This is a genomic window from Micromonospora sp. NPDC049175, from assembly GCF_043197345.1.
Classification (GTDB): Bacteria; Actinomycetota; Actinomycetes; order Mycobacteriales; family Micromonosporaceae; genus Micromonospora.
Genome location: NZ_JBICSY010000005.1, coordinates 160,358 through 187,145 on the forward strand (window position 1 = coordinate 160,358; position 26,788 = coordinate 187,145).

24 protein-coding genes are annotated in these 26,788 nt (G+C 71.6%); 14 read left to right on the forward strand and 10 right to left on the reverse strand.

The genetic code is table 11. From position 1 onward, the window contains the following. Window positions 1–10: 10 nt before the first annotated feature. The 3 genes from ACGFH8_RS20985 to ACGFH8_RS20995 all read right to left on the reverse strand — a co-directional run bounded on the left by ACGFH8_RS20985 (window position 11) and on the right by ACGFH8_RS20995 (window position 3,546). Window positions 11–1,198 carry an NADH-quinone oxidoreductase subunit D gene (locus ACGFH8_RS20985; protein WP_354882539.1) on the reverse strand — a complete coding sequence of 396 codons (1,188 nt, stop codon included), beginning with the start codon at window positions 1,196–1,198 and terminating at the stop codon, window positions 11–13. Beyond that, a complete protein-coding gene (locus ACGFH8_RS20990) occupies window positions 1,195–2,484 on the reverse strand; it encodes an SAM-dependent methyltransferase (protein WP_393369452.1) in 1,290 nt (429 codons plus the stop codon). Before ACGFH8_RS20990 ends, ACGFH8_RS20985 begins: the two co-directional genes overlap by 4 nt. A 153-nt stretch (window positions 2,485–2,637) precedes the next feature. After that, window positions 2,638–3,546 (reverse strand): SDR family oxidoreductase, encoded by a 909-nt coding sequence (locus ACGFH8_RS20995; protein ID WP_393369455.1) that lies wholly within the window; start codon window positions 3,544–3,546, stop codon window positions 2,638–2,640. A gap of 119 nt (window positions 3,547–3,665) precedes the next feature. On the opposite strand from ACGFH8_RS20995, the gene ACGFH8_RS21000 reads away from it, so the two are divergent. The 7 genes from ACGFH8_RS21000 (at window position 3,666) to nadC (ending at window position 10,330) form a co-directional block, all read left to right on the forward strand. After that, window positions 3,666–4,235 carry a TetR family transcriptional regulator gene (locus ACGFH8_RS21000; RefSeq protein WP_393369457.1) on the forward strand — a complete coding sequence of 190 codons (570 nt, stop codon included), beginning with the start codon at window positions 3,666–3,668 and terminating at the stop codon, window positions 4,233–4,235. Window positions 4,236–4,361: 126 nt separating this feature from the next. Next, on the forward strand, window positions 4,362–5,333 hold the full coding sequence (locus ACGFH8_RS21005; protein ID WP_393369460.1) for a Rossmann-like and DUF2520 domain-containing protein: 972 nt from the start codon (window positions 4,362–4,364) through the stop codon (window positions 5,331–5,333). Continuing rightward, window positions 5,330–6,178, forward strand: a complete 849-nt coding sequence (gene panC, locus ACGFH8_RS21010; RefSeq protein WP_393369463.1) for a pantoate--beta-alanine ligase — start codon at window positions 5,330–5,332, stop codon at window positions 6,176–6,178. The genes ACGFH8_RS21005 and panC overlap by 4 nt, the downstream gene beginning before the upstream one ends. 43 nt (window positions 6,179–6,221) lie before the next feature. Next, window positions 6,222–6,650, forward strand: coding sequence for an aspartate 1-decarboxylase (gene panD / locus ACGFH8_RS21015; protein ID WP_393369466.1), 429 nt, complete (start codon window positions 6,222–6,224; stop codon window positions 6,648–6,650). A gap of 96 nt (window positions 6,651–6,746) precedes the next feature. Beyond that, window positions 6,747–7,643, forward strand: coding sequence for a septum formation family protein (locus tag ACGFH8_RS21020; protein WP_393369469.1), 897 nt, complete (start codon window positions 6,747–6,749; stop codon window positions 7,641–7,643). Between the two features lie 99 nt (window positions 7,644–7,742). After that, window positions 7,743–9,437, forward strand: coding sequence for an L-aspartate oxidase (locus ACGFH8_RS21025; RefSeq protein WP_393369472.1), 1,695 nt, complete (start codon window positions 7,743–7,745; stop codon window positions 9,435–9,437). Beyond that, window positions 9,434–10,330, forward strand: a complete 897-nt coding sequence (gene nadC, locus ACGFH8_RS21030; protein WP_393369475.1) for a carboxylating nicotinate-nucleotide diphosphorylase — start codon at window positions 9,434–9,436, stop codon at window positions 10,328–10,330. The genes ACGFH8_RS21025 and nadC overlap by 4 nt, the downstream gene beginning before the upstream one ends. Window positions 10,331–10,348: 18 nt before the next feature. Here the strand turns inward: nadC and ACGFH8_RS21035 are convergent, their stop codons facing one another. Further along, window positions 10,349–11,440, reverse strand: a complete 1,092-nt coding sequence (locus ACGFH8_RS21035) for a hypothetical protein (protein WP_393369478.1) — start codon at window positions 11,438–11,440, stop codon at window positions 10,349–10,351. Window positions 11,441–11,558: 118 nt separating this feature from the next. Here ACGFH8_RS21035 and ACGFH8_RS21040 point away from each other — a divergent pair, with 118 nt between their 5' ends. After that, a complete protein-coding gene (locus ACGFH8_RS21040) occupies window positions 11,559–12,317 on the forward strand; it encodes a type III pantothenate kinase (RefSeq protein ID WP_357404064.1) in 759 nt (252 codons plus the stop codon). A gap of 4 nt (window positions 12,318–12,321) precedes the next feature. Here the strand turns inward: ACGFH8_RS21040 and ACGFH8_RS21045 are convergent, their stop codons facing one another. After that, complete coding sequence (locus ACGFH8_RS21045; RefSeq protein ID WP_393369480.1) at window positions 12,322–13,059, reverse strand: class I SAM-dependent methyltransferase; 738 nt, start codon at window positions 13,057–13,059, stop codon at window positions 12,322–12,324. An 88-nt stretch (window positions 13,060–13,147) separates the two neighbouring features. Between ACGFH8_RS21045 and lysS the strand changes: the two genes are divergently transcribed. The 3 genes from lysS to ACGFH8_RS21060 all read left to right on the forward strand — a co-directional run bounded on the left by lysS (window position 13,148) and on the right by ACGFH8_RS21060 (window position 18,150). Further along, entirely contained in the window at window positions 13,148–14,656 is a 1,509-nt protein-coding gene (gene lysS / locus ACGFH8_RS21050) for a lysine--tRNA ligase (RefSeq protein ID WP_393369483.1), read from the forward strand. A gap of 113 nt (window positions 14,657–14,769) precedes the next feature. Then, window positions 14,770–15,114 carry an Lsr2 family protein gene (locus ACGFH8_RS21055; protein ID WP_110563841.1) on the forward strand — a complete coding sequence of 115 codons (345 nt, stop codon included), beginning with the start codon at window positions 14,770–14,772 and terminating at the stop codon, window positions 15,112–15,114. Between the two features lie 486 nt (window positions 15,115–15,600). Then, window positions 15,601–18,150: an ATP-dependent Clp protease ATP-binding subunit gene (locus tag ACGFH8_RS21060; RefSeq protein WP_393369486.1), complete on the forward strand. Its 2,550-nt coding sequence runs from the start codon at window positions 15,601–15,603 to the stop codon at window positions 18,148–18,150. Window positions 18,151–19,146: 996 nt separating this feature from the next. On the opposite strand, the gene ACGFH8_RS21065 is transcribed toward ACGFH8_RS21060, so the two are convergent. After that, window positions 19,147–20,058 (reverse strand): A/G-specific adenine glycosylase, encoded by a 912-nt coding sequence (locus tag ACGFH8_RS21065; RefSeq protein WP_393369489.1) that lies wholly within the window; start codon window positions 20,056–20,058, stop codon window positions 19,147–19,149. Between the two features lie 96 nt (window positions 20,059–20,154). Between ACGFH8_RS21065 and ACGFH8_RS21070 the strand changes: the two genes are divergently transcribed. From ACGFH8_RS21070 to ACGFH8_RS21080, 3 genes are all read left to right on the forward strand, one after another. Continuing rightward, window positions 20,155–20,667 (forward strand): glycine cleavage system protein R, encoded by a 513-nt coding sequence (locus tag ACGFH8_RS21070; protein WP_393369491.1) that lies wholly within the window; start codon window positions 20,155–20,157, stop codon window positions 20,665–20,667. Next, window positions 20,664–21,248 carry a peptide deformylase gene (locus ACGFH8_RS21075; RefSeq protein WP_393369494.1) on the forward strand — a complete coding sequence of 195 codons (585 nt, stop codon included), beginning with the start codon at window positions 20,664–20,666 and terminating at the stop codon, window positions 21,246–21,248. The genes ACGFH8_RS21070 and ACGFH8_RS21075 overlap by 4 nt, the downstream gene beginning before the upstream one ends. A gap of 118 nt (window positions 21,249–21,366) precedes the next feature. Continuing rightward, on the forward strand, window positions 21,367–22,095 hold the full coding sequence (locus ACGFH8_RS21080) for a hypothetical protein (protein WP_393369496.1): 729 nt from the start codon (window positions 21,367–21,369) through the stop codon (window positions 22,093–22,095). 6 nt (window positions 22,096–22,101) lie between these two features. Here ACGFH8_RS21080 and disA read toward each other — a convergent pair whose 3' ends face one another. The 4 genes from disA to ACGFH8_RS21100 form a co-directional block, all read right to left on the reverse strand. Continuing rightward, window positions 22,102–23,286 (reverse strand): DNA integrity scanning diadenylate cyclase DisA, encoded by a 1,185-nt coding sequence (gene disA, locus ACGFH8_RS21085; RefSeq protein ID WP_393369498.1) that lies wholly within the window; start codon window positions 23,284–23,286, stop codon window positions 22,102–22,104. A gap of 132 nt (window positions 23,287–23,418) precedes the next feature. Next, window positions 23,419–24,876, reverse strand: coding sequence for a DNA repair protein RadA (radA, locus tag ACGFH8_RS21090; RefSeq protein WP_393369501.1), 1,458 nt, complete (start codon window positions 24,874–24,876; stop codon window positions 23,419–23,421). Window positions 24,877–24,961: 85 nt separating this feature from the next. Next, entirely contained in the window at window positions 24,962–25,771 is an 810-nt protein-coding gene (locus tag ACGFH8_RS21095) for a hypothetical protein (protein WP_393369504.1), read from the reverse strand. Window positions 25,772–25,912: 141 nt separating this feature from the next. Then, on the reverse strand, window positions 25,913–26,752 hold the full coding sequence (locus ACGFH8_RS21100) for a UbiA family prenyltransferase (RefSeq protein WP_393369507.1): 840 nt from the start codon (window positions 26,750–26,752) through the stop codon (window positions 25,913–25,915). Between the last annotated feature and the right edge of the window lie 36 nt (window positions 26,753–26,788).

The window sequence follows — 26,788 nt, forward strand, 5'->3', positions numbered from 1 at the left end:
CCGGCTCGCGTCACTTGTCGATGTCGCCGACCACGAAGAACATCGAACCGAGGATCGCGATCAGGTCCGGCACCAGGCAGCCGGGCAGCAGGGTGGCCAGCGCCTGCACGTTCGCGTACGAGGCGGTGCGCAGCTTCAATCGCCACGGCGTCTTCTCACCCCGGGACACCAGGTAGTAGCCGTTGATGCCGAGCGGGTTCTCGGTCCAGGCGTACGTGTGCCCCTCCGGCGCCTTGAGCACCTTCGGCAGTCGAGTGTTGATCGGCCCGGTGAGCTGGTCCACCCGGTCCAGGCATTGCTCGGCGAGGTCCAGCGACGCGTACACCTGGTCCAGCAGCACCTCGAAGCGGGCGTGGCAGTCCCCGGCGGTCTTGGTGACCACCGGCACGTCCAGCTCGTCGTACGCCAGGTAGGGGTCGTCGCGGCGCAGGTCCAGGTCGAGCCCGGAGGCGCGGGCCACCGGCCCGGACGCGCCGAACGCGGCGGCGTCGGCGGCGGAGAGCACACCCACGCCCACGGTACGGGCCAGGAAGATCTCGTTGCGCCGGATCAGGTGGTCCAGGTCGGGCAGCCGTCGGCGGACCTCGCCGATCGCCGCGCGGGCCCGACCGGTCCAGCCGTACGGCACCTCCTCCTTGAGGCCACCGACCCGGTTGAACATGTAGTGGATCCGGCCGCCGGAGACCTCCTCCATCACCGCCTGGATGGTCTCCCGTTCCCGGAAGGCGTAGAAGATGGGCGTGATCGCCCCGATCTCCAGCGGGTACGAGCCGAGGAACATCAGGTGGTTGAGCACCCGGTTCAACTCGGCGAGGGCCATCCGCAGCCAGGTGGCCCGCTCCGGCACCTCCATGCCCATCAGGCGTTCCACCGCGAGCACCACACCCAGCTCGTTGGAGAACGCCGAGAGCCAGTCGTGCCTGTTGGCCAGCACGATGATCTGCCGGTAGTCGCGCACCTCGAAGAGCTTCTCCGCCCCCCGGTGCATGTAACCGACGATCGGCTCGCAGGCGACCACCCGCTCGCCGTCGAGCACCAGCTTCAACCGCAGCACACCGTGCGTGGAGGGGTGCTGCGGGCCGATGTTCAGCACCATGTCGGTGCCGAGCTGCTGATCGCCGGTGCCGGCGACCAGGCCGGCCCCGGTGCCGACGGTCAGTTCACGGAGGTCCCCGGCGTCGGTGGTCATGCCCGTCATCGTGCCACGGCCGGGCCGAGCGGGATGCCGACCGGTTGGCGCAACCACAGGTGCCCACCGAGCCCGGCCGGATCGGTCAGCTCGGCGACCGCCGACGCGGCGGCCAGCGCCCGCACGTACCCCGCCGGGTCGGTGCCGGCCATGCTCAGCGGGGGTCGGCCGCCGTCGGCCCCGAGCGCCCGCAGCGCCTCGGCCTGCGAGACCAGGGAGTACGCACACCTGGCGACCGCCGCACCGGCGGAGGCGACGGAGTCCATGGCCACGTGGGCGGTCACGTCACTCGACCCGTCCGGCACCGGAGGCACCTGCCGCCCGGCCCGGTAACCGGTCAACGTCCCGTGCACGGGCCTGTTCTCCCGCAGGTGCCCGTAGTCGACCGCGACCGCCAGACCGCGTTCGATCCTGCCCATCGCGTCGGCCCACGCCTCATCTCTGCTGCGGCCGATCTCGGCTCGTAGGTGGTCACTGTGGGGGGTTTCGGGGCAGCCCGGCCGGCTCCGGGCGGTCAGGCTTGATCCCTGCGCCGGCCGGGCTGCCCCGAAACCCGACTCGCTTTCGCTGGTCGGGTCTGTCCCGGCCACCCCCGGACTCGGGTCACTGTCCGTGCTGGGCGGGCTCGCGGGGTTCAGCCACCACCTCGTCAGCCATTCAAGATCAGCGGGACTGACCGGGTCGCCGATCGTCTCTGTGCCACTCTCGGGGTCGACCAGTACGTATCGCCAGCCGTCCTCGGTGTGTGCCGCTATGTCCAGGGGGACGTTGTCCAGCCACTCGGTGGCCAGGAGCACTCCGGTGATCCTGGTGGGGATCTCGGCTGTCCAGTTGATCTCTTCGGGCAGGTTCTCGGGGCGGTGGGCGTACTCGACCGCTGTGAAGCGGACCCGCTGCGCAAGCGGCGGGCGGACGGCGACCGACGACGGCTCGTCGGGCGACGGACGGGCGGACGCCGTGGGAGTCGGGGTTTCCGGGGAGCCCGCCCGCGCAGGGATCAAGCCTGACCGCCCGGAGCGGGTGGGCTCCCCGGAAACCCCCACCGCGACCCCGACGGCCTGGTGGATCGCTCGCAGCAGTTCTCCTCGGCCCGCACCCACGTCGACCACGTCGAACCGTGGCGGGTGGCCGAGTGCCGAGTCCACCTGCGAGATCAGGCGCAGCAGGGCGCTCGTGAACGCGGGTGAGGCGTGCACGCTGGTGCGGAAGTGGTCGGCCGGCCCGGTGCCGGCGACGAAGAAGCCACCCGGCCCGTAGAGGGCTCTGCTCATGGCGTCCCGCCAGGCGATCGACATCCACCCACTCCGATTCCGGCCCCACGTCACGATCATCCGCGCCCCGCTCGGCAGCGGAGGGCGCGCGGTGATCAGTTGCTGAAAAGTAGGTCAGGAAAGCTCCCAGTACCTACTTTTCATCATTTGATCAAGGTGGGCTCCCCGGAAATGTGTTCAGGCCTGGAAGTAGTGCCCCTCGTCCAGGTCGGCGATCAGGTCGGGGTGGGTGGGGACCCAGCCCAGCAGTTCGCGTGTGAGCGCGGATGACGTCGGGTTGTCCATCTGCGCGAACGACCCGAGGAAGCCGAAGAAGTTGTCTGCCTCGTCGGGGCTGATGCTTCGGACCGGGATGTCCAGGTTGCGCCCGATGGCGGTGGCGATCTGCCGGAAGGAGACTCCTTCGTCGGCGGCTGCGTGCAGGCGTGCACCGGCCGGGGCCTTCTCCAGGGCGAGCCGGTAGAGCTCGGCCGCGTCGAGCGTGTGCACGGCCGGCCACCGGTTGGTGCCCTCGCCGACGTATGCGGCGTACCCGTGCTGCCGGGCGGCGGCGATGATGGCGGTGATGAAGCCGTAGTGGTCGAGCGTGCTGTGCACGGTGGGCGCGAGCCGGACGACGGAGGAGCGCACACCGCGGGCGGCGAGGTCGACGACGAAGTTCTCCGCGTCGATCCGGTAGCCGCTCGGGAAGGCGTCGCGCTCGGTGCCGGGGCGACCGACGATGCCGCCCATCGCGAGCATGGCTGTCCCGCTGGTGCCGACCAGGGGTTTGCCGGAGCCGTCCAGGCCGTCGGCGAGTGCCCCGAGGGCGGCCAGGTCGGTTTCGGCTGCGCCGGCCATGTCGCCGTTGATCATGAGGTCGTGGCGGAACGCCAGGTGGATCACCCCGTCGGAGGTGGCGGCTTCCTGGCGGAGCACGTCGAGGTCGGTGAGGTCGCCGCGGCGTACGTCGGCGCCGAGCTTCTCGATCGCGGCGGCGGACGTGTCCGAGCGGGCCAGGCCGACGACGTCGTGTCCGGCGGAGATCAGCTTCGGTACGACCGCGGAGCCGAGGTGGCCGGAGGCGCCGGTGACGAATACACGCATGGCAGTTCCTTTGCGAGGAGGGGATGTCGCCTTGTGACATCACCGTATCCCACGATGTCGCAAGGTGACATGGGTCAACGAAAATAATGTCGCAACGTGACATCGGATACCATCGCCGCATGGCCCGCTGGCAACCGGACGCGCGCGGCCGCCTGGAGGCGGCCGCCTTCGAGCTGTTCCGCGAGCGCGGCTTCGAGCAGACGACTGTCGCCGACATCGCCGCCCGGGCCGGCCTCGACAAACGCACCTTCTACCGGCTCTTCGGCGACAAACGCGAGGCGCTCTTCAGCGGCGGCGAGCAGTTGGAGGAGGTTCTGGTCAAGGCGGTGGCCGAGACGGACGCCGGGCCGTTCGAGGCGGTCGTCGCCGCCTTCCGCCAGGTGGGGGAGCAGATCTTCACCGACCGCCTCGAACTGGTCCGGATGCGCCAGTCGATCATTGCCAGTAGTCCCGAGTTGCAGGAGCGTGAGCTGGCCAAGACGAGCTCGCTGACGGCCGCGGTCACCGCCGCTCTGCGTGCCAAGGGCCTCAGCGAGACGACCGCCGCCCTGGCGACCGAGTCCGGCGTCATGGTCTTCCGGGTGGCGCTCGCCCGCTGGGTCGCACCCGAGAGCGAGGGCGGCTCGCTAGCCGACCTGATCGCCGAGGTGGCCACCGAACTACGCACGATCACGTCGGCCCCGGTCTGAGCCCGACCCGTCACCACCGGGCCTTTCCTTCGGTGGTGAACGTTTTCACACCTCCTGTTTCGGCCCGTGACGCGGGCGCATACTTGCGATCGACCGGTACCCCTTCTCGAGGACTGGATCGTCGTCATGAGCGCACCGTTGCGCCCGCGCCCGGCCGCCCCGTTTGGGCCCCCCGCATCGCGGGATCGCGCCGTCATCGGCGCCCCCTCCTCCCGTCTGCTCACCGTCGGCGTCGTCGGCGCCGGTCGGGTCGGTGCCGTCCTGGGCGCCGCGCTCGCCGCCGTCGGGCACCGGGTGGTGGCCGTGGCGGGCGACTCCGGGGCCAGCCGCGCTCGTCTCGCCCTGCTGCTGCCCGAGGTGCCGCGCAGCCCGGTCACCTCCGTCGCCCGCGCCGCCACCGACCTGCTGCTGATCGCGGTGCCGGACGACGCGCTGGCCGGAGTCGTCGCCGACCTCGCCGACCGGGGCGCCCTGCACCCGGGCCAGGTGGTCGCGCACACCTCCGGCGCGCACGGCCTGACCGTGCTGTCGCCGGCCGTCGCGGTCGGTGCCCGCCCGCTGGCCCTGCACCCCGCCATGACCTTCACCGGTACGCCGGACGACCTGCCCCGGTTGGCCGGCATCTCGTACGGGGTGACCGCCCCGGCGGAGCTGCGCCCGCTTGCTGCCCGGCTGGTCGCCGACCTGGGTGGCGTGCCGGAGTGGGTGGCCGAGTCGGACCGCCCGCTCTACCACGCCGCGCTGGCCCACGGCGCGAACCACCTGGTGACCCTCGTGAACGAGGCGACCGACCGGCTGCGCGACGCCGGGGTGGCCCGGCCGGAGAAGGTGCTCGCCCCGCTGCTGCGGGCCGCCCTGGAAAACGCGCTGCGGCTCGGTGACGACGCGTTGACCGGCCCGGTCTCCCGGGGCGACGCGGGCACCGTCCAGCGGCACCTGGCCCGGCTGGCCGCCACCGCGCCGGAATCCGTCCCCGCCTACCTCGCGTTGGCCCGGCGTACCGCCGACCGGGCGATCGCCGCCGGCCGGCTGCGGCCGGTGGACGCGCAGTCGTTGCTCGGCGTGCTCGCCGACACCGCCCGGGAGGTGGCCGCATGACACAGCTCGTCCACACGCGCGCCGAGCTGGCCGAGGCTCGGGCCGGGCTGAAGGGCACGGTCGGGGTCGTGATGACCATGGGCGCCCTGCACTCCGGGCACGAGACGCTGCTGCGTACGGCCCGGGAACAGGCCGACCACGTGCTGGTCACGGTCTTCGTGAACCCGTTGCAGTTCGGGCCGAACGAGGACTTCGACCGCTATCCGCGCACCCTCGACGCCGATCTGGAGGTGTGCCGGCGGGCGGGCGCGGATGTCGTCTTCGCCCCGTCGGTGGCGGACATGTACCCGGACGGCCAGCCCCGCGTACGCCTCGACCCGGGCCCGCTCGGCGCGGAGTTGGAGGGCGCGAGCCGTCCCGGCTTCTTCCACGGGGTGCTCACCGTGGTGCTGAAGTTGCTCCAGCTCACCCGACCGGACCTGACGTTCTTCGGCGAGAAGGACTACCAGCAGCTCACCCTGGTCCGGCGGATGGCCCGGGACCTGGACGTACCGGTCGAGGTGGTCGGCGTGCCGACCGTCCGGGAGCCGGACGGGTTGGCGCTGTCCAGCCGCAACCGCTACCTGAGCGAGTCGGAGCGGGCCGCGGCGCTGAGCCTGTCCGCCGCGTTGCGGGCCGGCGCGCGCGCCGCCGAGGACGGCCTGGACGCGGGAGCGGTGCTGACCGCCGCGCACGCCGCGTTCGGCGCCGGCGCGCCGGGTGCCCGCCTCGACTACCTGGTGCTCACCGACCCCGAGTTGGAGCCGGGGCCGGTCAGCGGGCCGGCGCGGCTGGTGATCGCCGCCTGGGTGGGCGCCACCCGCCTGATCGACAACGCGGCGATCCACCTCGCCCCCCGCCCCTGACCGGGCCGCACCACCCTCCACCACTTCGTGAAAGGCCACCCCGATGCTGCGGACCATGCTCAAGTCGAAGATCCACCGGGCCACGGTGACCCAGGCCGACCTGCACTACGTCGGTTCGGTGACGGTGGACGAGGATCTGCTCGACGCCGCCGACCTGCTCCCCGGCGAGCAGGTGGCGATCGTGGACATCACCAACGGCGCACGGCTGGAGACGTACGTGATTCCCGGCGTGCGGGGCAGTGGCGTGATCGGCATCAACGGTGCCGCCGCGCACCTGGTGCACCCCGGTGACCTGGTCATCCTGATCTCGTACGCCCAGATGGACGACGCCGAGGCGCGCTCGTACCGCCCCCGGGTGGTGCACGTGGACACCGACAACCGGGTGCTCGAGTTGGGTGTCGACCCGGCCGCGGTGGCACCCGGCACGGCCGGCCACCCGGTGCCCAGCCCGTTGGCCGTGTCCGGAGTCTGATCCCGCACGAGGCGATTCCGGTCTGTCACCGGAAGGTCATTTCCGGTTACCCTTGGCGCGCTGGCGAAAGCCGGTCGGTGGCTGGGGGAGGCCGCTATGCGCAGTGCCAGGACGACCGTGTTCGCCGCTGCCGTGACGGCAGTGCTGCTGGCGGGCTGCGCCGGGTCGGGTGACCTGGACGGTGACCTGACCGACGACTGGGCGGCGCTGCCGCAGGCGTCGGCGTTCACCCCGGCCGCAGGTGTCTGCCAGGCCGCCGACTTCACCGATGTGGTCACCCTTGCCGCCTACGAGCCGGTGGACTGCGCCGGCCCACACCGGCTGGAAACGGTGCATGTCGGGGCGTTCCCGGTCGAGCGGGCGAGCGCGCCGGCGGGTGGCTCGGCGGAGTTGCGGGGCGCGTTCACCGAGTGCGACACCCGGGCGACCGGGTACGTGGGCGACGACTGGCGGGCCGGCCGGCTGCGGTTGTCGGTGGCGTTGCCCTCGGGGCCGGGCTGGGCGGCCGGTTCCCGGTGGTTCCGGTGCGACCTCACCGAGCTGACCACCGTCGAGGCCGCGGCCACGGTCGTGGTCCGGTCGGGCAGCCTGCGGGACGCGTTGAAGGGGGCGGCCGGGCTGCGGCTCGGTTGCCAACAGACCCGTACCGGGGCCGGTGCCGGGGTGCGGACGCTGATCCCGGTGGAGTGCGCGCAGAAGCACGACGCGGAGTTCGTCGGGGTGTGGCGCGCGCCGGACATGGCGTACCCGACCCGGGACGCCGACTGGGCGCCCCTCTACGACGGCTGTCGCAGCGTCCTCGGCCGCTACGTGGGCGTGCCGGACGACGTCAACCTGCGCTTTCGGAGCGGGTTGGTGGTCCGCCCGCCGGGTGCGGGGCGCTGGCGGGTCGGTGACCGGGGTGTCCGCTGCTACCTGTGGCTCAGCGACCGTACGGTGACCGCCTCGCTGAAGGGCACGGGTCCGGCCGGCCTTCCGGTCCGGACGAAGTGACCACGGGCTGACGGTCGGCGCGGCGCCGGACGGGGTAGCCCAAAACACTCGTCCCGCCCCCGCCGCCCCGGCCGAGGATGGTTCGGGTTGACTGGGGGGATGGACCTTCCAACCGTCGACCTGCCGGCCCTGCCCGCGTTGCTGGCCGCGCCCGCGCCCGGCTGGGTGGAGACCACCGACGTGATCGTGGTGGGTTCCGGGGTGGCCGGGTTGACCGCGGCGCTGCACCTGCGTGAGGCGGGTCTGCACGTCACGGTGGTCACCAAGGTCAACATCGACGACGGCTCGACGCGGTGGGCGCAGGGCGGCATCGCCGCCGTGCTCGACCCGACGGACACCCCGGCGGCGCATGCCCGCGACACCCAGATCGCCGGGGTCGGGCTCTGCGACCCGGCGGCGGTCCAGGTGCTGGTGGAGGAGGGCCCGACCCGGCTGCGGGAGCTGATGCGCATCGGTGCCGAGTTCGATCGCCATCCGGACGGCTCGTTGATGCTGACCCGCGAGGGCGGGCACCGGGCGGATCGGATCGTGCACGCCGGTGGTGACGCCACCGGCGCGGAGGTGCAGCGGGCGTTGCACGCCGCGGTGCAGCGCGACCCGTGGATCCGACTTGTCGAACACGCCCTGGTCCTGGACCTGCTGCGGGCGCCGGGCGACGGCCCGGACGGGCTCGGCCCGGCCTGCGGAATCACCCTGCACGTGCTCGGCGAGGGCAGCGAGGACGGCGTCGGCGCGCTGCTGGCCCGGGCGGTGGTGCTCGCCACCGGCGGGATGGGGCAGATCTTCGCGGCCACCACCAATCCGGCGGTCTCCACCGGCGACGGGGTGGCGCTGGCGATGCGGGCCGGCGCGGCGGTGACCGACGTGGAGTTCGTCCAGTTCCATCCGACCGCCCTGATCACGCCGCCCGGCGCGGGAGTGCCAGGTGCCGGGCATGCGCAGCAGCCGCTGGTCTCCGAGGCGCTGCGCGGTGAGGGCGCGTACCTGGTGGACGCGGACGGTAAGCGGTTCATGATGGGCCAGCACGAGTTGGCCGAGCTGGCACCCCGGGACGTGGTGGCCAAGGGCATCCACCGGGTGTTGCTGGCCACCGGCGCGGACCACGTCTTCCTCGACGCGCGGCACCTGGGCGGGGACTTCCTGGCCGGTCGGTTCCCCACGATCGTGGCGTCCTGCCTGGCGATCGGCGTGGACCCGGCGACCGACCTGATCCCGGTGGCGCCGGCCGCCCACTACGCCTCCGGCGGTGTCCGCACCGACCTGCGCGGCCGCACCTCGATCCCCGGCCTGTACGCCTGCGGCGAGGTGGCCTGCACGGGTGTGCACGGCGCGAACCGGCTGGCCAGCAACTCGCTGCTGGAGGGTCTGGTCTTCTCCCGGCGGATCGCCGAGGACATCGCGGCCGGCCTGCCCGAGCAGGTGCAGCCGGCGGACACCGGCGCCTGGCGCGGGGGTGCGGGCTGGGTGCTGCCCGCGGCGGCGACGCCGACCCTGCAACGGGCGATGACCCGGGGGGCCGGGGTGCTCCGGTCCGCGGCGACGCTTGCCGAGGCGGCCGGGACGCTGCGGGAGTTGGGCGTTGCCCGGGGCCGGCCCCGGCTCGCGGACTGGGAGGCGACAAACCTGCTCACCGTGGCGTCGACGCTTGTCGCCGCCGCGTACGCGCGTGGTGAGACCCGCGGTTGTCACTGGCGGGAGGACTTCCCGACGGCCGACGAGCGGTGGCTCGGTCACCTGGTCGGGTCGGTCGGGGCGGAGGGCCGGGTGGGCCAACTGTGGGAGGGGAACTCATGACGGGGTCGACAGAGGCGGCGTTGCGGGCGGCCGGGCTGGATCCGGCGCGGGTGCGGCAGGTGATCGAGACCGCGCTGGTCGAGGATCTGGGCCCCGACTTCCTGGACGTGACGAGCGTGGCCACCATTCCGGCGGAGCAGACCGACACCGCCGACCTGGTGGCCCGCGCGGATGGTGTGCTGGCCGGGATGGCGGTGGCGGCCGCCGTGTTCGAGCTGGTGGGCGAGGTGACCGGCTTCGGTCGTACGGTCGAGGTGTCGGTGTTGGCCCGCGACGGCGAGCGGGTGGCCCGCGGTGCGGTGCTGGCGACGGTGACCGGCCCGACCCGGCTGCTGCTGACGGCCGAGCGGACGGCGCTGAACCTGCTCTGCCGGATGTCCGGGGTGGCCACCCACACCCGCGCCTGGGCGGACGCGCTGGCCGGCACGAAGGCGATGGTGTTGGACACCCGCAAGACGACGCCGGGCCTGCGGGCGTTGGAGAAGTACGCGGTGCGGGCCGGCGGGGGCACCAACAAGCGGATGGGCCTCTACGACGTGGCCATGATCAAGGACAACCACAAGCTGGCGGCCGGGGGCATCACGCCGGCGTACCGGCGGGTCCGGGAGGCGTTCCCGGAGGTGCCGGTGCAGGTCGAGGTGACGACCGTCGACGAGGCGGTCGAGGCGGTGGAGGCCGGGGCGGATTTCCTGCTCTGCGACAACATGACGCCCGAGACGTTGGCCGAGGCGGTGGCCGCCGTGGGTGACCGGGCGGAGTTGGAGGCGACCGGCGGGTTGACCCTGGAGGTGGCGGGTCGTTATGCGGCAACCGGCGTCGACTTCCTCTCGGTGGGCGCGCTGACCCACTCGTCGCCGATCCTGGACATCGCCCTGGACCTGCGGACCGAATAGCGGGCCGAGGCCGGCGTCTCAGACGGTGGTGAGCGAGCTGGCGGCCAGGTTGAAGATCACCCGGTTCTCGGTGTCCTGCCGGCCGTCCAGGCCGTACTTGGCGCGGAAGAGCTCCAGCACCCGGTTGTAGATCTCCGGCGGCAGCTCGTCGGCCTCGCCGATGGCGAAGATCTCGCCGGCCGCCTCGGGCCGGTCCAGCACGACGGTGAGCCCGGCCAGGCCGTGCCGGGCCACGTTGCGCACCAGGTCGGTGCCGGCGATGTACCAGTCGCCGTCGGAGCGTACGTAGAGCGCGTCGCAGGTCTCCAGGTCCCGACCGGCCTGGCGCAGGCAGAGCCGCAGCGTGAGGCAGGCCGCCAGGTCCTCCAGCGGAGCGGTGTCCCACAACTCGGCGAACCGGTCGTCGACGAACTCGCCCAACGGGGTCGAGACGAACGCCTCGATCTGCTGGGTGTCGAAGGTGCTGCCCTGCACCGGGAAGAACGAGATGAAGGCCTTGCCGTCCCAGCGGTACATCTGCACGGAGGGGGCGGCGCTGTAGACCCGGACCTGAAGCCGGGCGCGGGCCGACTCGGGCAGCTCCTCGCTGAGCCGCGCGAGGTGCCACAGGTTGTTGAGGATGGCGACCGAGGCGTCCCGCCGGCGCAGCTCCTCGCCGCGCAGCCGGACCGCCGGTGAGTCCGGGTCGAGCAGCAGCACCTTGACGACGGCGCCGTTGGCGAGCGCGGAGCGCAGCGCGGCCACGAACCGGGCCGCGTACGGGCCCTCCAGCATGCTGGTCCAGGTCTCCAGGATGGCCACGATCTCGCGGGACTGGGCGACCCGTTCGATCAGGGCGTCCCGGTCCAGGCGGGGATGCTCGATGATGCTCACCGTCTGGAGCTCACGGAAGAGCGGGTTGAGCACCACGTACGTCAGCAGCGTCATGATCAGCGCGGCGCCGATGTTGAGGTAGAGGTCGCCGGCGAAGCTGCCGGTCTCCCGAACGGACGCCCGCCAGGCCTGTACGACCATCCAGATCGCGCCGCCGGCCAACGCGATCAGCACGAACACGTGTCGTCGACGACGGCGCAGGGTGTTGCGGCCCCGCATCCACCACGTCCCCGACATGTCCGCTCCCCGTCCGGCCCCGCCGTGGATTGAACCATGCTCATGTCGCGATACGACAAGGATACGGTCCGTCGCCCGGTCCGCACCCGCCCGTACGGTCGTTGTCTAGGCTGCGTGCGTGCTGCTCTGCATCGACATCGGAAACACCAACACCGTGCTGGCGACCTTCGACGGCGACAAGCTCGTGCACTCCTGGCGGATCAAGACCGATGCCCGCTCGACGGCGGACGAGTTGGGCCTCATGTTCCGGGGCCTGCTCGCCGGGGACAACGTCGAGATCACCGGCGTGGCCGCCTGCTCGACAGTGCCTGCCGCGCTGCGCTCGCTGCGTACCATGCTCGGCCGTTACTACGCGGACCTGCCGAGCGTGATCGTCGAGCCGGGCGTACGGACCGGGGTGCAGTTGGCGATCGACAATCCGAAGGAGGTGGGCGCCGACCGGGTGGTGAACACGCTTGCCGCGTACTCCCTCTACGGCGGGCCGTCGATCGTCGTGGACTTCGGCACCACCACGAACTTCGACGTGATCAGCGGTCGGGGCGAGTTCCTCGGCGGGGCGTTCGCCCCGGGCATCGAGATCTCCTTCGACGCGTTGGCCGCCCGCGCCGCCCAGCTACGCAAGGTCGAGGCCACCAAGCCCCGTTCGGTGATCGGCAAGAACACCGTGGAGTGCCTCCAGGCCGGCCTCTACTTCGGGTTCGCGGGGCAGGTGGACCGCATCGTCGAGCGGATGACCGAGGAGTTGGGCGAGGTGAAGGCGGTGATCGCCACCGGTGGCCTGGCCTCCCTGGTGATCAACGAGTGCCGCACCATCACCCACCACGAGCCGATGATCACGCTGATCGGCCTCCGGATGGTCTACGACCGCAACCTGTGACCCGTCAGTGCCGCCGGGCGCGCAGCACCAACGTCCGGTACGGCAGCTCGACTGTCTCCCGCCCGGCCAGGTCGGGGTGGGTGGCCAGGAGTTCGGCCAGCTCCCGCTCGACCCGCCGCCGGTCCGCGCTGGAGGCGGTGAGCCAGTACGACCGGGTCCGGACCATCCCGAGCACCTCGTCCGGGGTGAGCGTCGTGCGGTGCACGAACTCGTCCAGCTCGATCGGCTCGAAGGCGGGGCCGAAGTCCTTGTACTTCTCGACCAGGTTGCCGGACCGGTATCCGATGTGGGCGATCCTGCTCAGCTCCGCCACCCACTCGTCCCGATCGTCCCGGACGTTCCAGATGGGGGCGAAGGTGCCGCCGGGGCGGAGGACCCGGGCGATCTCGGCGTGCGCCGGCTCCCGGTCGAACCAGTGGTAGGCGGTCCCGACCAGCACCGCGTCCGCCGCGCCGTCTGGCAGCGGCACGGCCTCGGCGCTGCCCGCGAGCGCCGTCGTGCCCGGCGTCGCTTCCGCGAGCTGGGCCCGCATCCCCGGATCGGGCTCCACGGGTACGACCTCGTGACCCAGGGCCTGCACGGCGCGGGTCAGGATGCCGGTGCCCGCGCCGAGATCGACGACCCGGGCGTTGCTCAACCCGTCGAGGGCCCAACCGACCGCCCGCTCGGGATAGCGGGGTCGAAACCGGTCATAATCGCTCGCTGCGGCCCCGAACGAGAGGGCGTGAGTGTGATCGACCATGGCGGGCAGGTTATCTGGTAACGGCCCCCGGACGGCTTGAGTACGCTCGGCCCTGACCCCCTGAATCTTCGTGACGAGGAAGCGTGCCGTGAGCGAGCAGAACGCCGTGCCAGTGGACCCCGCCGACGACCTTCCCGAGCAGATGAAGGTCCGCCGGGAGAAGCGGGACCGGATGCTCGCCGAGGGCGTCGAGCCCTACCCGGTCGGTTTTCCCCGGACGACCACCCTGGCGCAGGTCCGGGCCCGCTACGCCGACCTGCCGACCGACACCGCGACCGGCGACCAGGTCGCGGTCACCGGCCGGGTGATCTTCGTACGCAACACCGGCAAGCTGTGCTTCGCGACCCTGCGCGACGGCGACGGCACCGAGTTGCAGGCGATGCTCTCCCTGGACCGGGTCGGTCCGGAGCGGCTGGAGGCGTGGAAGCGCCTGGTCGACCTCGGTGACCATGTCGGCGTCACCGGTGAGGTGATCACCAGCCGCCGGGGTGAGCTGTCGGTGCTGGCGCAGCAGTGGGAGATGACCGCCAAGGCGCTGCGACCGTTGCCGGTGGCGCACAAGCCGCTCTCCGAGGAGGCCCGCGTCCGGCAGCGTTACGTCGACCTGATCGTCCGGCCGCAGGCTCGGGAGATGGTCCGTACCCGAGCCGCCGCCGTGCGCAGTCTGCGCGATTCACTGCACGGGCAGGGCTTCATCGAGGTGGAAACGCCGATGCTGCAACTGCTGCATGGTGGTGCGACGGCCCGACCGTTCGTGACCCACAGCAATGCGTTGAGCACCGATCTGTATCTGCGAATCGCTCCGGAACTGTTTCTCAAGCGCGCTGTGGTTGGCGGCGTCGACCGAGTCTTCGAGATCAACCGCAACTTCCGTAATGAGGGTGTCGACTCTTCGCACTCGCCGGAGTTCGCGATGCTGGAGACGTACCAGGCGTACGGCGACTACGACACGATCGCCGACCTGACCCGTAATCTCGTGCAACAGGCGGCGATCGCGGTCAGCGGTTCGACGGTGGTGACCCACGCCGACGGACGGGAGTTCGACCTGGGTGGCGAGTGGCGGTCGGTGACACTCTTCGGCGTGCTTTCCGAAGCGCTCGGCGAGGAGGTCACGGTCCGCACCGACCGAACCCGCCTGGTGGAGTACGCGGACAAGGTGGGATTGGCCGTCGACCCGAAGTGGGGGCCGGGCAAGCTGGCCGAGGAACTGTTCGAGGAGCTGGTGGTCCCCAGCCTGGTGGCGCCCACCTTCGTGCGGGACTACCCGGAGGAGACCAGCCCGCTCACCCGGGCCCACCGCAGTGAGCCGGGGCTGGCCGAGAAGTGGGACCTCTACGTGCTCGGTTTCGAGCTGGGCACCGGCTACTCCGAGCTGGTCGACCCGGTCGTGCAGCGGGAGCGGCTGGTGGCCCAGGCGCGGCTCGCGGCCCGGGGCGACGACGAGGCGATGCGCCTCGACGAGGACTTTCTCCGGGCGATGGAGTACGGAATGCCGCCGGCCGGGGGCATGGGAATGGGAATCGACCGGATGTTGATGGCCCTGACCGGCCTCGGAATTCGGGAAACGATCCTCTTCCCGTTGGTCCGCCCGGAGTAGGGGTTCGCCCGGCTCACCCCACGCCGTAACGGCATCCTATTGACGCGGCAAGCACTGCGGGGGTTATTGTGCTCTCGTTAGCAGGAGTGCCCTGCTCGAAAGGAATGTGGGACGTGGCCAAGCAGATCATTCACAAGCTGGTCGATGACCTGGACGGCGGGGACGCGGACGAGACCGTCAAGTTCGCCCTCGACGGCGTTCAGTACGAGATCGACCTGTCGAGTGCCAACGCCGCTAAATTGCGCGACGCTTTTGCCTCGTACGTGGGTGCCGGCACGAAGGTCGGCCGGGGCGGCGTCGTGATCGGTGGGCGGGCTGCCCGTGGTCGGGGTGGCGCGACCGCCGATCGGGAACAGAACAAGGCGATCCGGGAGTGGGCCAAGAAGGCCGGTAAGGACATCTCGGACCGGGGTCGTATCCCGCAGGAGATCGTTGACGAGTACCACGCGAAGCGCTGATCCATCAGCTTTGGTGGCCAGTCGCCACCGCAGGCGACACCGACGCCGGGCCGGAGTGGTTCTCCGGGCCGGCGTCGCCGTGTCCGGGGTGCGGGACGGGGGTCGAGGGGCGGGGAAGCATTTCGTGCCCACCGACGTTGTCCACAACCAGTGGAGCAACTATCCACAGCCTGTGGACAACCCCGTCGCGACCCCCGGCACCCCCTCCGGGGGCTTCCGGAGCGCTTCCGAGGCCCGGATCGGGCTCCGGTCGTGCCAGTCGGATTTCGCTCTGCGCGTAGCGACAGGACTACCGGAACACCTCCTGAGCGCGGACGGTTGTCCAAAACGACGTGGAACTGACCCAGAGCAGAGACACACGACCTCAGCTGAGTCGGTCAGCGACGATAGAGTAAGGAGGCACGGACGCCCGTCCCGGACGTTCGTGCACCGGCCCCGCCAAGATCTTGACCATCAAGGCGCACGGCACGTGAGGAGCACGAGGGCATGTTCGAGCGGTTCACCGACCGAGCGCGACGGGTTGTCGTCCTGGCCCAAGAAGAGGCCCGGATGCTCAACCACAACTACATCGGTACGGAACACATCCTGCTGGGCCTGATCCACGAAGGTGAAGGCGTCGCGGCGAAGGCCCTGGAGAGCCTCGGCATCTCCCTGGAGGGCGTCCGCCAGCAGGTCGAGGAGATCATCGGCCAGGGTCAGCAGGCGCCGAGCGGGCACATCCCGTTCACGCCGCGGGCCAAGAAGGTGCTGGAGCTGTCGCTGCGCGAGGCGCTGCAGCTCGGCCACAACTACATCGGCACCGAGCACATCCTGCTCGGGCTGATCCGGGAGGGCGAGGGCGTTGCCGCCCAGGTGCTGGTGAAGCTCGGCGCCGACCTCAACCGGGTCCGCCAGCAGGTGATCCAGCTGCTCTCCGGCTACCAGGGCAAGGAGCCCGCCGCTGCGGGCGCCGCGCCGGGTGAGGCCGCGCCGTCGACAAGCCTGGTGCTGGACCAGTTCGGTCGCAACCTGACGCAGGCCGCCCGTGAGGGCAAGCTCGACCCGGTCATCGGGCGCGAGAAGGAAATCGAGCGGGTCATGCAGGTGCTCTCCCGCCGTACCAAGAACAACCCGGTCCTGATCGGTGAGCCCGGCGTCGGTAAGACCGCCGTGGTGGAGGGGCTTTCCCAGAAGATCATCAAGGGCGAGGTGCCCGAGACTCTCAAGGACAAGCAGCTCTACACGCTCGACCTCGGTGCGCTGGTCGCCGGTTCCCGCTACCGCGGTGACTTCGAGGAGCGCCTCAAGAAGGTGCTCAAGGAGATCCGCACCCGCGGCGACATCATCCTGTTCATCGACGAGATCCACACCCTGGTGGGTGCGGGTGCCGCCGAGGGCGCGATCGACGCCGCGAGCATCCTGAAGCCGATGCTGGCCCGTGGTGAGCTGCAGACCATCGGTGCCACCACCCTGGATGAATACCGCAAGCACCTGGAGAAGGACGCCGCTCTCGAGCGCCGGTTCCAGCCGATCCAGGTGGGTGAGCCGTCGCTGGCGCACACCATCGAGATCCTCAAGGGCCTGCGCGACCGGTACGAGGCCCACCACCGCGTGAGCATCACGGACGCGGCCCTGGTGGCTGCCGCAACTCTGGCCGACCGGTACATCTCCGACCGCTTCCTGCCGGACAAGGCGATCGACCTGATCGACGAGGCCGGTGCCCGGATGCGGATCCGTCGGATGACCGCGCCGCCGGACCTGCGTGACTTCGACGAGCGCATCGCCCAGGTGCGTCGCGACAAGGAGTCCGCGATCGACGCTCAGGACTTCGAGCGCGCCGCGCAGCTGCGTGACAAGGAGAAGCAACTCCTCGGTCAGAAGGCGCAGCGGGAGAAGGAGTGGAAGGCCGGTGACCTGGACGTCGTCAGCGAGGTTGACGACGAGCAGATCGCCGAGGTGCTCGGCAACTGGACCGGCATCCCGGTCTACAAGCTGACCGAGGAGGAGACCTCCCGCCTGCTGCGCATGGAGGACGAGCTGCACAAGCGCGTCATCGGTCAGGAGGACGCGGTCAAGGCGGTCTCGAAGGCGATCCGGCGTACCCGGGCCGGCCTGAAGGACCCGAAGCGCCCGTCGGGCTCGTTCATCTTCGCCGGCCCGTCCGGTGTCGGTAAGACCGAGCTGTCCAAGGCGCTCGCCGAGTTCCTCTTCGGCAGCGAGGATGCTCTCATCCAGCTGGACATGTCCGAGTTCCACGACCGTTACACGGTCTCCCGGCTCGTGGGTGCCCCTCCCGGCTACGTCGGTTACGACGAGGGCGGGCAGCTGACCGAGAAGGTGCGGCGTCGGCCGTTCTCGGTGGTCCTCTTCGACGAGATCGAGAAGGCCCACCCGGACGTGTTCAACACGCTGCTCCAGATCCTGGAGGACGGTCGGCTCACCGACGGTCAGGGTCGGATCGTGGACTTCAAGAACACGGTCATCATCCTGACCACCAACCTGGGCACCCGTGACGTCGCCAAGGCGGTGTCGCTGGGCTTCCAGCAGTCGGAGGACTCCGAGTCCAACTACGACCGGATGAAGCAGAAGGTCAACGACGAGCTCAAGCAGCACTTCCGGCCTGAGTTCCTCAACCGGATCGACGACACCATCGTCTTCCACCAGCTGCGTCAGAGCGAGATCCTCTCGATCGTGGACATCATGATCCAGCGGATCGAGGGCCAGCTGCGCAACAAGGACATGGGTCTGGAGCTGACCGACAACGCCAAGAAGTACCTGGCGGCGAAGGGCTTCGACCCGGTGCTCGGTGCCCGTCCGCTTCGTCGCACGATCCAGCGCGACATCGAGGACAACCTCTCCGAGCGCATCCTGTTCAACGAGCTGACCCCGGGTCAGATCGTCGTGGTGGACTGCGAGGGCGACCCGAACGACATCGACAAGTCCAAGCTCGTCTTCCGGGGCGCGGAGAAGCCTGTCGAAGTTCCGGACGCCGTTCCGGCCGACCTCGGTGGCACCGCCGCTGGCACCGCCGCAGCGGCCACGGACGAGGTGGCATAACCAGCAGCAAGGGCGGGGCCCCGGTGGCATGAGCCACCGGGGCCCCGCCTTCTTTGCGCCATCCCCCAGGACCCACGCGCCCGCTCCGCCTGCCCCGCCTTCCCGCGCCTGCCTGCGCCTGCCCGGATCGTGCTTGTGCCGGTGGGGCCTGCCGTGACCGTGTCGGCCTGATCGTGCTTGTGCCGGTGGGGCCTGCCGTGACCGTGTCGGCCTGATCGTGCTTGTGCTGGTGGGGCCTGCCGTGACCGTGTCGGCGTGATTGCGCTTGTCCCGATCGCCCCTGTTCCGATGGGCGCGCCTTGATCGCGCCCGCCCGGCCTGTCCAGGCCTTCCCGCACCTCTGCGCGCCCGCCCGGCTTCACTCGCCGTGCGGCGTCCCGCAACATCAGGGAAAGTGCTGGCTCACGACGTCCGGAGGCAGCAACTTCCCTGATGTTGTGGGGCACAGTGAGGCCTACGGCGTGGACTGGTCGGGGGCTTGGGGGTCCCGCGGAGGCTTGCGACCGCAAGATCGCGCAGCATCCATGATGTAGTGGCCTCCAGCCCGCGCGAGACCACTAATTCCAGGATCGAGCACGATCTTGTGGCCCAGCCCAGCCCACAGCGCGGCGCGCGGCGGGCGGCGCGCGGCGCGGTGCGGGGCACGGCGCGCGGCGCGGTGCGGGGCACGGCGCGCGGGCGGGGCGGGGCACGGCGCGGCACGGCACGGCCCATGCGGGGCACGGTGCGTGGCCCGGTGCGGGGCACGGCGCACGGATCGGGGCGGGGCGCGGCACGACGCATGGCACGGGGCGGGGCACGGCGCACGGCGCGGTGCCGGACACGGCGCGGTGCGGCGGGGCGGCGCACGGGGCGGTGCCGGACACGGCGCGGTGCGGCGGGGCGGCGGGGCGGCGGGGCGGCGCACCATGCAGCCGGGTGGGACGCGGTGCGGCGGGGGGCGGCGCACGGCGCGCCACACGGTGGGGCCGCGGCGGCGTGGCCGGTCGGGGTGGTTCAGGTGGTCAGGTCGGCGGTGGGGTGGGACGGGCCGTCGCCGGCGAGGCGGAAGGAATCGGTGCCGGCTGGTTCGACCAGCCCGTCCTGCACCAGGCCGGCCAGGGCTCGGGCGCGCTGCACGTCATCGGTCCAGACCTGGTCCAGGCGTTGGTGCGGCACCGGACCGGTGGTCTCCCGAAGCATCTTGAGCAGCAGGCCGCGTACCTGCCGGTCGGTGCCCGCGTACCGCTGGGGTCGGCGGGTTGGCCCCGTTGGGGCCTCCTGGCCGGAGGCCCGCCACGCGCAGGTCGACTCGACCGGGCAGGCCGTGCAGCGCGGTGACCGGGCGGTGCAGATGACCGCGCCCAGCTCCATGAACGCGGCGCTGGCCAGCGCCGCCGCGGCCGGTTCCGCCGGGAGTAGCTCTTCGGTGGCGACCAGGTCGGCCGGTCGGGTGACCGGCCCGGCGTCGGGCTCGCCGGCTACCGCCCGGCAGACCACCCGCCGTACGTTGGTGTCGACCACCGGGTGCCGCTGCCCGTACGCGAACGCCGCCACCGCTCGTGCCGTGTACGTGCCGACTCCCGGCAGGGCCAGTAGTTGTTCCAGGCGGTCCGGCACCCGGCCGCCGTGTCGGTCGACGATCGCTACCGCGCATTCTCGCAGCCGGACGGCCCGACGGGGGTAGCCGAGGCGTCCCCACATCCGGATCGCCTCGGCGGGGGTGTCCGCCGCCAACGCTGCCGGATCCGGCCAGCGGGCCAGCCACGCCTGCCAGGCCGGCACGACCCGGACCACGGGTGTCTGTTGGAGCATGACCTCGCTGACCAGGATGGCCCACGGGCTGGTGTCCGGCGCCCGCCAGGGGAGGTCACGGGCGTGTTGCTGGAACCACCTGCTGACCAGGGTCGCGAAATCGGGTTGAGTCATGGCATCCCCGATGATGTCACGCGCCGTGGTCCCGCTGGGTGGGCGGCTCGGGCGGGGTGTCACGGCGGCGCTGCCGGGATCGGAGAGAATGCGCGGATGAACGAGCTCGCGATCACCGTCATCGGTCGGGACCGGCCGGGCATCGTGGCCGACGTCGCCGAGGTGTTGGCCCGACTGGGCGCGAACCTCACCGACAGCACGATGACGCGGCTGCGGGGGCATTTCGCGATGACCCTGATCTGTACCGGGCCGGCCGCCACCGAGGTTGAGGCCGCGCTGGTGCCGCTGGCCGCCGAGGGTCAACTGCTGGCGACGGTACGCGCGGTCACGCCGGACGGTGAGGTGCCCGCGGCGGGTGAACCGTACGTGCTGGCGGTGCACGGTTCGGACCGGATGGGCATCGTCGCGGCGATGACCCGGGTGCTTGTCGACGCCGGCGGGAATGTCACGGACCTGAGCACCCGCCTGGCGGGTTCGCTCTACGTGGTGCTGGCCGAGGTCGAGTTGCCTGCCGGCGTGGCCGACGCGCTTGTGGACCGGCTGCACCGGACTGCTGCCGAGCTGGGCGTGGAGGTCACGCTCCGGCCTGCGGACCCGGATCTGTTGTGAGCGGCGCGGAGAGCGTGCCGGCCGCCGAGACGTACGCGGGTCTGGGCGGCTGGACACCGGAGGCGCTTGCCGTGTCGGGCGTAGTGCGGGCGGTGTTGTCCGCCCCGCATCCGGTGTTGAGTCGGGCCGCCGGTGAGGTCGATCCGACGGCGGCCGAGACAGTCCAGCTCGCGGCCGATCTGGTCGCGACGATGCGGGTTTCGCCGGGCTGTGTCGGGTTGGCGGCGCCGCAGGTCGGGGTTGGTGCTCGGGTGTTCGCTGTCGATGTGACCGGGCACCCGAAGGCGGTGACGGTGCACGGGACCTTCGTGCTGTGCAACGCCCGCGTGGTGGAGGCGACCCGGTGGAGACCGGGCCGGGAGGGTTGCATGTCGGTGCCGGACCTGACCGGTGACGTGAAGCGGGCCAGCCGGCTGGTGGTGGAGGGTGACCTGCCGGGCACCGGCGGGCCGGTCCGGTTGGTGACCGACGGCTTCGAGGCGCGGGCGTTGCAGCACGAGATCGACCACTGCGCGGGGCTGCTTTTTCTGGATCGGGTGGCCGGTGCGCACGCCGTCTACCAGCGCAAGGTCTACCTCTGAGCGGGTGGCGGGCGACCGGGGCCTCCGTCCATAGGGGACGGTTGCGCCGGCGTCCCGGTGGGGCTCCGGCGCGTCGCGCCGTACTGGTGGGGGCAGCGCGGCTACGGTGGGGGGCATCATGCGTCTGACGGTCGGCCCCCTGCCACCCGCCGTGTACTGGCGGCGTCGCGTCGTCGTACTCGGAGCGGGGCTTCTCTTCCTGATTGTCCTGCTCTATTCCTGCACCAACTCGGGTCGCTCCGGCGACGACTCGAAGGCCGCGGGGTCGCCGACGGCCACGCCCACCGGGACGACCGGTCCGGGCGCTCCCGTGCTGACGCCGCAGACGGGTAGTCCGCAGCCGTCGGCGTCCGGCGATGCGGGCGCGGCGAATCCGGATGCGACGACCCCGAGCCCCGCGATCACCAGCAACGATCCTCCGCCGGATGCGGTGGGCGGTTCGGTGGACGACGGCACCTGCACCGACGCGGAGATCCGCGTGGTCTCGATGGCGAGCCCGACCTCGGTCCAGCGCGGGGCGCTTGTCGACCTGCAACTCAAGATCAAAAACACCTCGGACCGGACGTGCAGCCGCAACGTCGGCGCCGACCTGCAGGAGATCTTCATCAAGTCCGGTGCCGAGAAGGTCTGGTCCTCGGACACCTGCGGCAAGGTCCAAGGCTCGGACGTGGTGTCCTTCACGCCGAACATCGAGCGCTCCTACCAGGTGCAGTGGAACGGGCGGGACACCAGCCGGTGTGACGGCCAGTTGGCCGGTGGGCCATTCCCGCCGGTCGGGTCGTACGAGGTGTTCGCCCGGGTCGGCACGAAGCTCAGCGCGCCGGTGAAGCTCACCGTCACCGGCTGATCCGGATCAGACGTACCGTTCCAGGATCGACGCCTCGGCGAGCCGGGACAGCCCTTCCCGGACACCGCGTGCCCGGGCGTCACCGACCCCTTCGACGGCCTGCAGGTCCTCCACGGTCGCGCCCAGCAGCCGTTGCAGGCTGCCGAAGTGCACCACCAGGCGGTCGACCACCGCCACCGGCAGCCGTGGCACCTTGGCCAGCAGCCGGAAGCCGCGAGGGCTGACCGCCGCGTCCAGCGCGTCGGACGCGGCCGGGTAGCCGATCGCCTTGGCCACCGACACCAGATCGATCAGCTCGGTGGCACCGAGCAGGTCCAGCTCGACGAGTGCCTCGTCCAGGGTGCGCGACTTGCGGCCGACCGGCAGGTAATCGCGGATGACGAGCGTCCGGTCGGCGTCCACGCCGGCCATCAACTCGTCGAGTTGCAGGGCCAGCAGGCGGCCGTCGGTGCCCAGCTCGACCACGTAGCCGGCGATCTCGTCGGCGATCCGGCGCACCATCTCCAGGCGCTGCACCACGGCGACCGCGTCCCGTACGGTGACGAGATCCTCGATCTCCAGTGCGGAGAGCGTGCCGGAGACCTCGTCGAGCCGGAGCTTGTAGCGCTCCAGGGTGGCGAGCGCCTGGTTGGCGCGGGAGAGGATCGCCGCCGAGTCGTCGAGCACGTGTCGTTGACCGTTGACGTAGAGGCTGATGATCCGCATGGACTGGCTGACCGAGATGACCGGGTAGCCGGTCTGCCGGGCCACCCGCTCGGCGGTGCGGTGTCGGGTGCCGGACTCTTCGGTCGGGATGGACGGGTCCGGCATCAGGTGCACGGCAGCCCGGACGATCCTGGTGCCGTCGCTGGAGAGCACGACGGCGCCGTCCATCTTGCACAACTCCCGGACCCGCGTCGCGGAGAACTCCACGTCCAGCGGGAAGCCACCGGTGCACAGGCCCTCGACGACCTTGTCGTAGCCCAGCACGATGAGCGCACCCGTGCGGCCCCGCAGAATGCGCTCCAGCCCGTCGCGCAGGGCGGTGCCAGGGGCCATCAGGGCGAGGTTGGCGCGCAGTGGGTCCCCGGCGCTCCCGGCGGCCCCCGCCGTCACGCTCACGCTGATCGGGCGGGCGGGCGAGCCCACGGCGCCGGTGCGGGCCTGGGGCGGCGCGCTGGCGGGCTTGGTGGTATCGCGGTCGATCGGCACGGACACAGTCTACGGACTGCCGTGCGGTGGGTGCTGTCGTGGTTACTGTGATGTGTCACGATGCGGCCCTTCCAACCCGTTTCCCGCTTGCGGCGTGCTGTCCGGTTTTGCCGTCCCCGTCGGCACGGTGGGTCACTCGGCGGACGCGCGGGCCGCATGGTGCAGCGCCGAACGGACGTCCGTGACCTCGGTCACCCGCATCTGCTCGGGACCGGCGCCGGTGCTCGCCGGGCCGCAACCGGGCGGCACCAGTGCCATCTTGAAGCCCAGCCGGGCCGCCTCGGCCAGCCGGCGGGGCACCGCCCCGACCCGACGCACCTCGCCGGTCAGACCCACCTCACCGATCGCCACCAGGTGCGGCGCGATGGCCAGGTTGAGCCCGCCGGAGGCGACCGCCAACGCCACCGCGAGGTCCGCGGCCGGCTCCACCACCCGGATGCCGCCGACCGTGGCGGCGAAGACCTCGCGGTCGTGCAGGGTCAGCCGCTCGGTGCGCCGTTGCAGCACCGCGAGCACCATCGCCAGTCGTGCCGAGTCGAGGCCGGAGACGGTGCGCCGGGGAGAACCGGCCACCGTCGCGCCGATCAGCGCCTGCACCTCGGTGACCAGGGCCCGTCGCCCCTCCATGGCCACCGTGACGCAGGTGCCCGGGACCGGCTCCGCGTAGCGGGTCAGGAACAGCCCGGACGGGTCGGCCAGGCTGCTGATGCCGCCCTCGTGCATCTCGAAGCAGCCGACCTCGTCGGCCGCGCCGAACCGGTTCTTCACACCGCGCACCAGGCGCAGCGAGGAGTGCTTGTCACCCTCGAAGTGCAACACCACGTCGACCAGGTGCTCCAGCACCCGCGGCCCGGCCACCTGGCCGTCCTTGGTGACGTGCCCGACCAGCACGGTGGCGATGCCCCGCTCCTTGGCGACCGAGACCAGCGCGGCGGTGACCGCGCGCACCTGGGTCACCCCACCGGGCACCCCCTCGGTGCCGGTGGTCGAGATGGTCTGCACCGAGTCGAGCACCAGCAGGCCCGGCTTGACCGCGTCGAGGTGCCCGAGCACCGACCCGAGGTCGCTCTCCGCCGCGAGGTAGAGCCTGTCGTGCAGGGTGCCCATCCGCTCGGCGCGCAGGCGCACCTGACTGACCGACTCTTCCCCACTGACCACCAGCGAGGGGCTGCCGGCACCGGCCGCCCAGTGCTGGGCCACGTCCAGCAGCAGGGTCGACTTGCCGACGCCGGGCTCGCCGGCGAGCAGCACCACGGCACCGGGCACGAGACCGCCGCCGAGCACCCGATCGAGCTCGCTCACCCCGGTGGGCACGGCGCGGGCCGGGGCGGCGCTGATGGTGGCGATCGGCCGGGCCGGCTCGGACGGAAGCCGGGAGCTGACCACCCGACCGGCCACGGTCGGGCCGGTCACCGTGCTCTCGACCACCGCGCCCCACTCGCCGCACTCCGGGCAGCGCCCCACCCACTTGGGCGGCTGGTGCCCGCAGGCGTCGCACTCGTAGGCCGGGCGCGGCTCGCGGGCGGCGGACCGGCCACGGGCGGCGCCGGCCGTGGCACCACGCGAAGGAGTCGATCGGGAGGTGGTCACATCAGGACGCTAGCCCTCTCGTACGACGAAAACACCCCGGCGTGGTGGTCACCACGCCGGGGCGTCCGTCGATACGGAGGTCGTGTCACCCGTGGGTCGTGCCGCCCTCGTCGCCCTCGTAGCCGCCTTCGCGCTCGATGAGCGGCGAGGGACGCGCCGCCGGGGTGAGCGGCACCGCGATCGGCGCCTGGCCGGTCACCGTGTTGCCGTTGCCGAAGTCGAAGGTCACCGAGACGTTCTGGCCGGAGCGCAGCGCCTCGGTCAGGCCGATCAGCCGCAGCTGCGAGGTGGCCTCGGAGTTGAGCTGGATGTAGCTCAGCGGAGCCAGCTCGATCCGGGCCAGCTGGCCGGGGGCGGCCGGGCTGGCCGAGCCCGATGCCCGCGCCGACTCCGGGGCGGACGGCGTGGCCGAGGACGAGCCGGTCTCGGACGGGGTCGCCGACGGGCTGGCCGAGCCGGACGCGGGCGTCGACGGGCTCTGCGAGCCGGACGGAGACGCGCTGCCGGACGGCGTCGCGCTGGCCGAGGCGGAGGCGGACTCCGAGGCGGTCGGCATCGCGCTCGCCGAGCCGTCGCTGATCCGCACCTCGCGAGCGGTCTCGGGGGCGACGGTGACGGTGACGGTGACCGTCTGCTTCGAGTCGTTGTAGATCACGGCGTTCAGCGGAGCGTCCTGGCCGGCCCGGTAGCCCTCGGTGCCCGGGTACGCCACAAGCAGGCCGCGCACCGAGAAGGATCCGTTGTTGGTGGTGAGGTTGACGCCCTGGATCGACGGCTCCTTCAACGCGGTCTCGGCGATCTGACCGGTGCCGCATCCGGACGCAAGCAGGCCGGTTGCCGCAATCCCGGACAGCAACAGGGCCGCCCGCCGGGATCCCCTGATCGAGCGCGTCACGTCGGTCCTCCTCGTCACAATCCCCACCCGGGCCGCACGCCCGGGCACGGTGGCCATACCCGCGCAGACCGCGCTCCAGGGTAGTTGGGGCTGATCGAGGCCCGCACGCGGACCCGGCAATGCCACCTGGCCGGGTGCCGCTCACACCACCCGACCGCTCGCCACCAGCAGGACCACGTCGATCAGGGCCACCAACATGACCGCCCGGAAGGCCGCCACCGGCCGCCGGCCGGCCCGGACCGCCGAGCGTCCCGCGTACCAGCTCAGTGCCGGCACCACGGCGGCCGTGCCGACGGCGGCCAGCCCGACCGCCGACGGCGGCCCGGGTGGTCCGAGGACCAGGGTCGCGGTCGCCGCGAGGAGCAGACCGGCCGCAGCCGCCCGGCTGCCGGTGGACCCCAGCCGATGGGGTAGGCCGCGCACTCCGGTCCGGGCGTCGTCGGCCAGGTCGGGGAGCACGTTGGCGAAGTGCGCGCCGGCCCCCAGGCAGGCCGCCGCCACCAGCAGCCAGGTGGGTGGGGCCGGCTGACCGGGCAGCGCGAGGACCACGAAGGCGGGCAGCGCGCCGAAGGAGACGGCGTACGGCACCACCGAGAAGGCGGTGGCCTTGAGTGGCCAGTCGTAGAGCAGCGCCGAGATCAGGGCGACGGTCAACCAGAACGCCGCCGTCGGGTTCGTGGTCAGCGCCAGCAGCGGACAGGCCACCGCGGCCGCCGCGGCGGCCCAGGCCGTGGTGCGCCGGCCGACCGCGCCGGCGGCGACCGGTTTGTCGGTACGCCCCACGGTGGCGTCCCGCTCGGCGTCCAGCGCGTCGTTGGTCCAGCCCACGGCGAGTTGGCTGGCCAGCACGGCGAGCACCACCGAGACGATTCCCGACGGCCGGTGGCCCACTCCCCACGCCAGCAGACCGGCGACCGTGGTCACCGCCGCGGCCGGTTCCGGGTGGCTCGCCCTGACCAGCCCTAACACCCTCGGCGACATAAGGGAAGTCTGGTCGTTACCGAGCAGTCGTGCCAC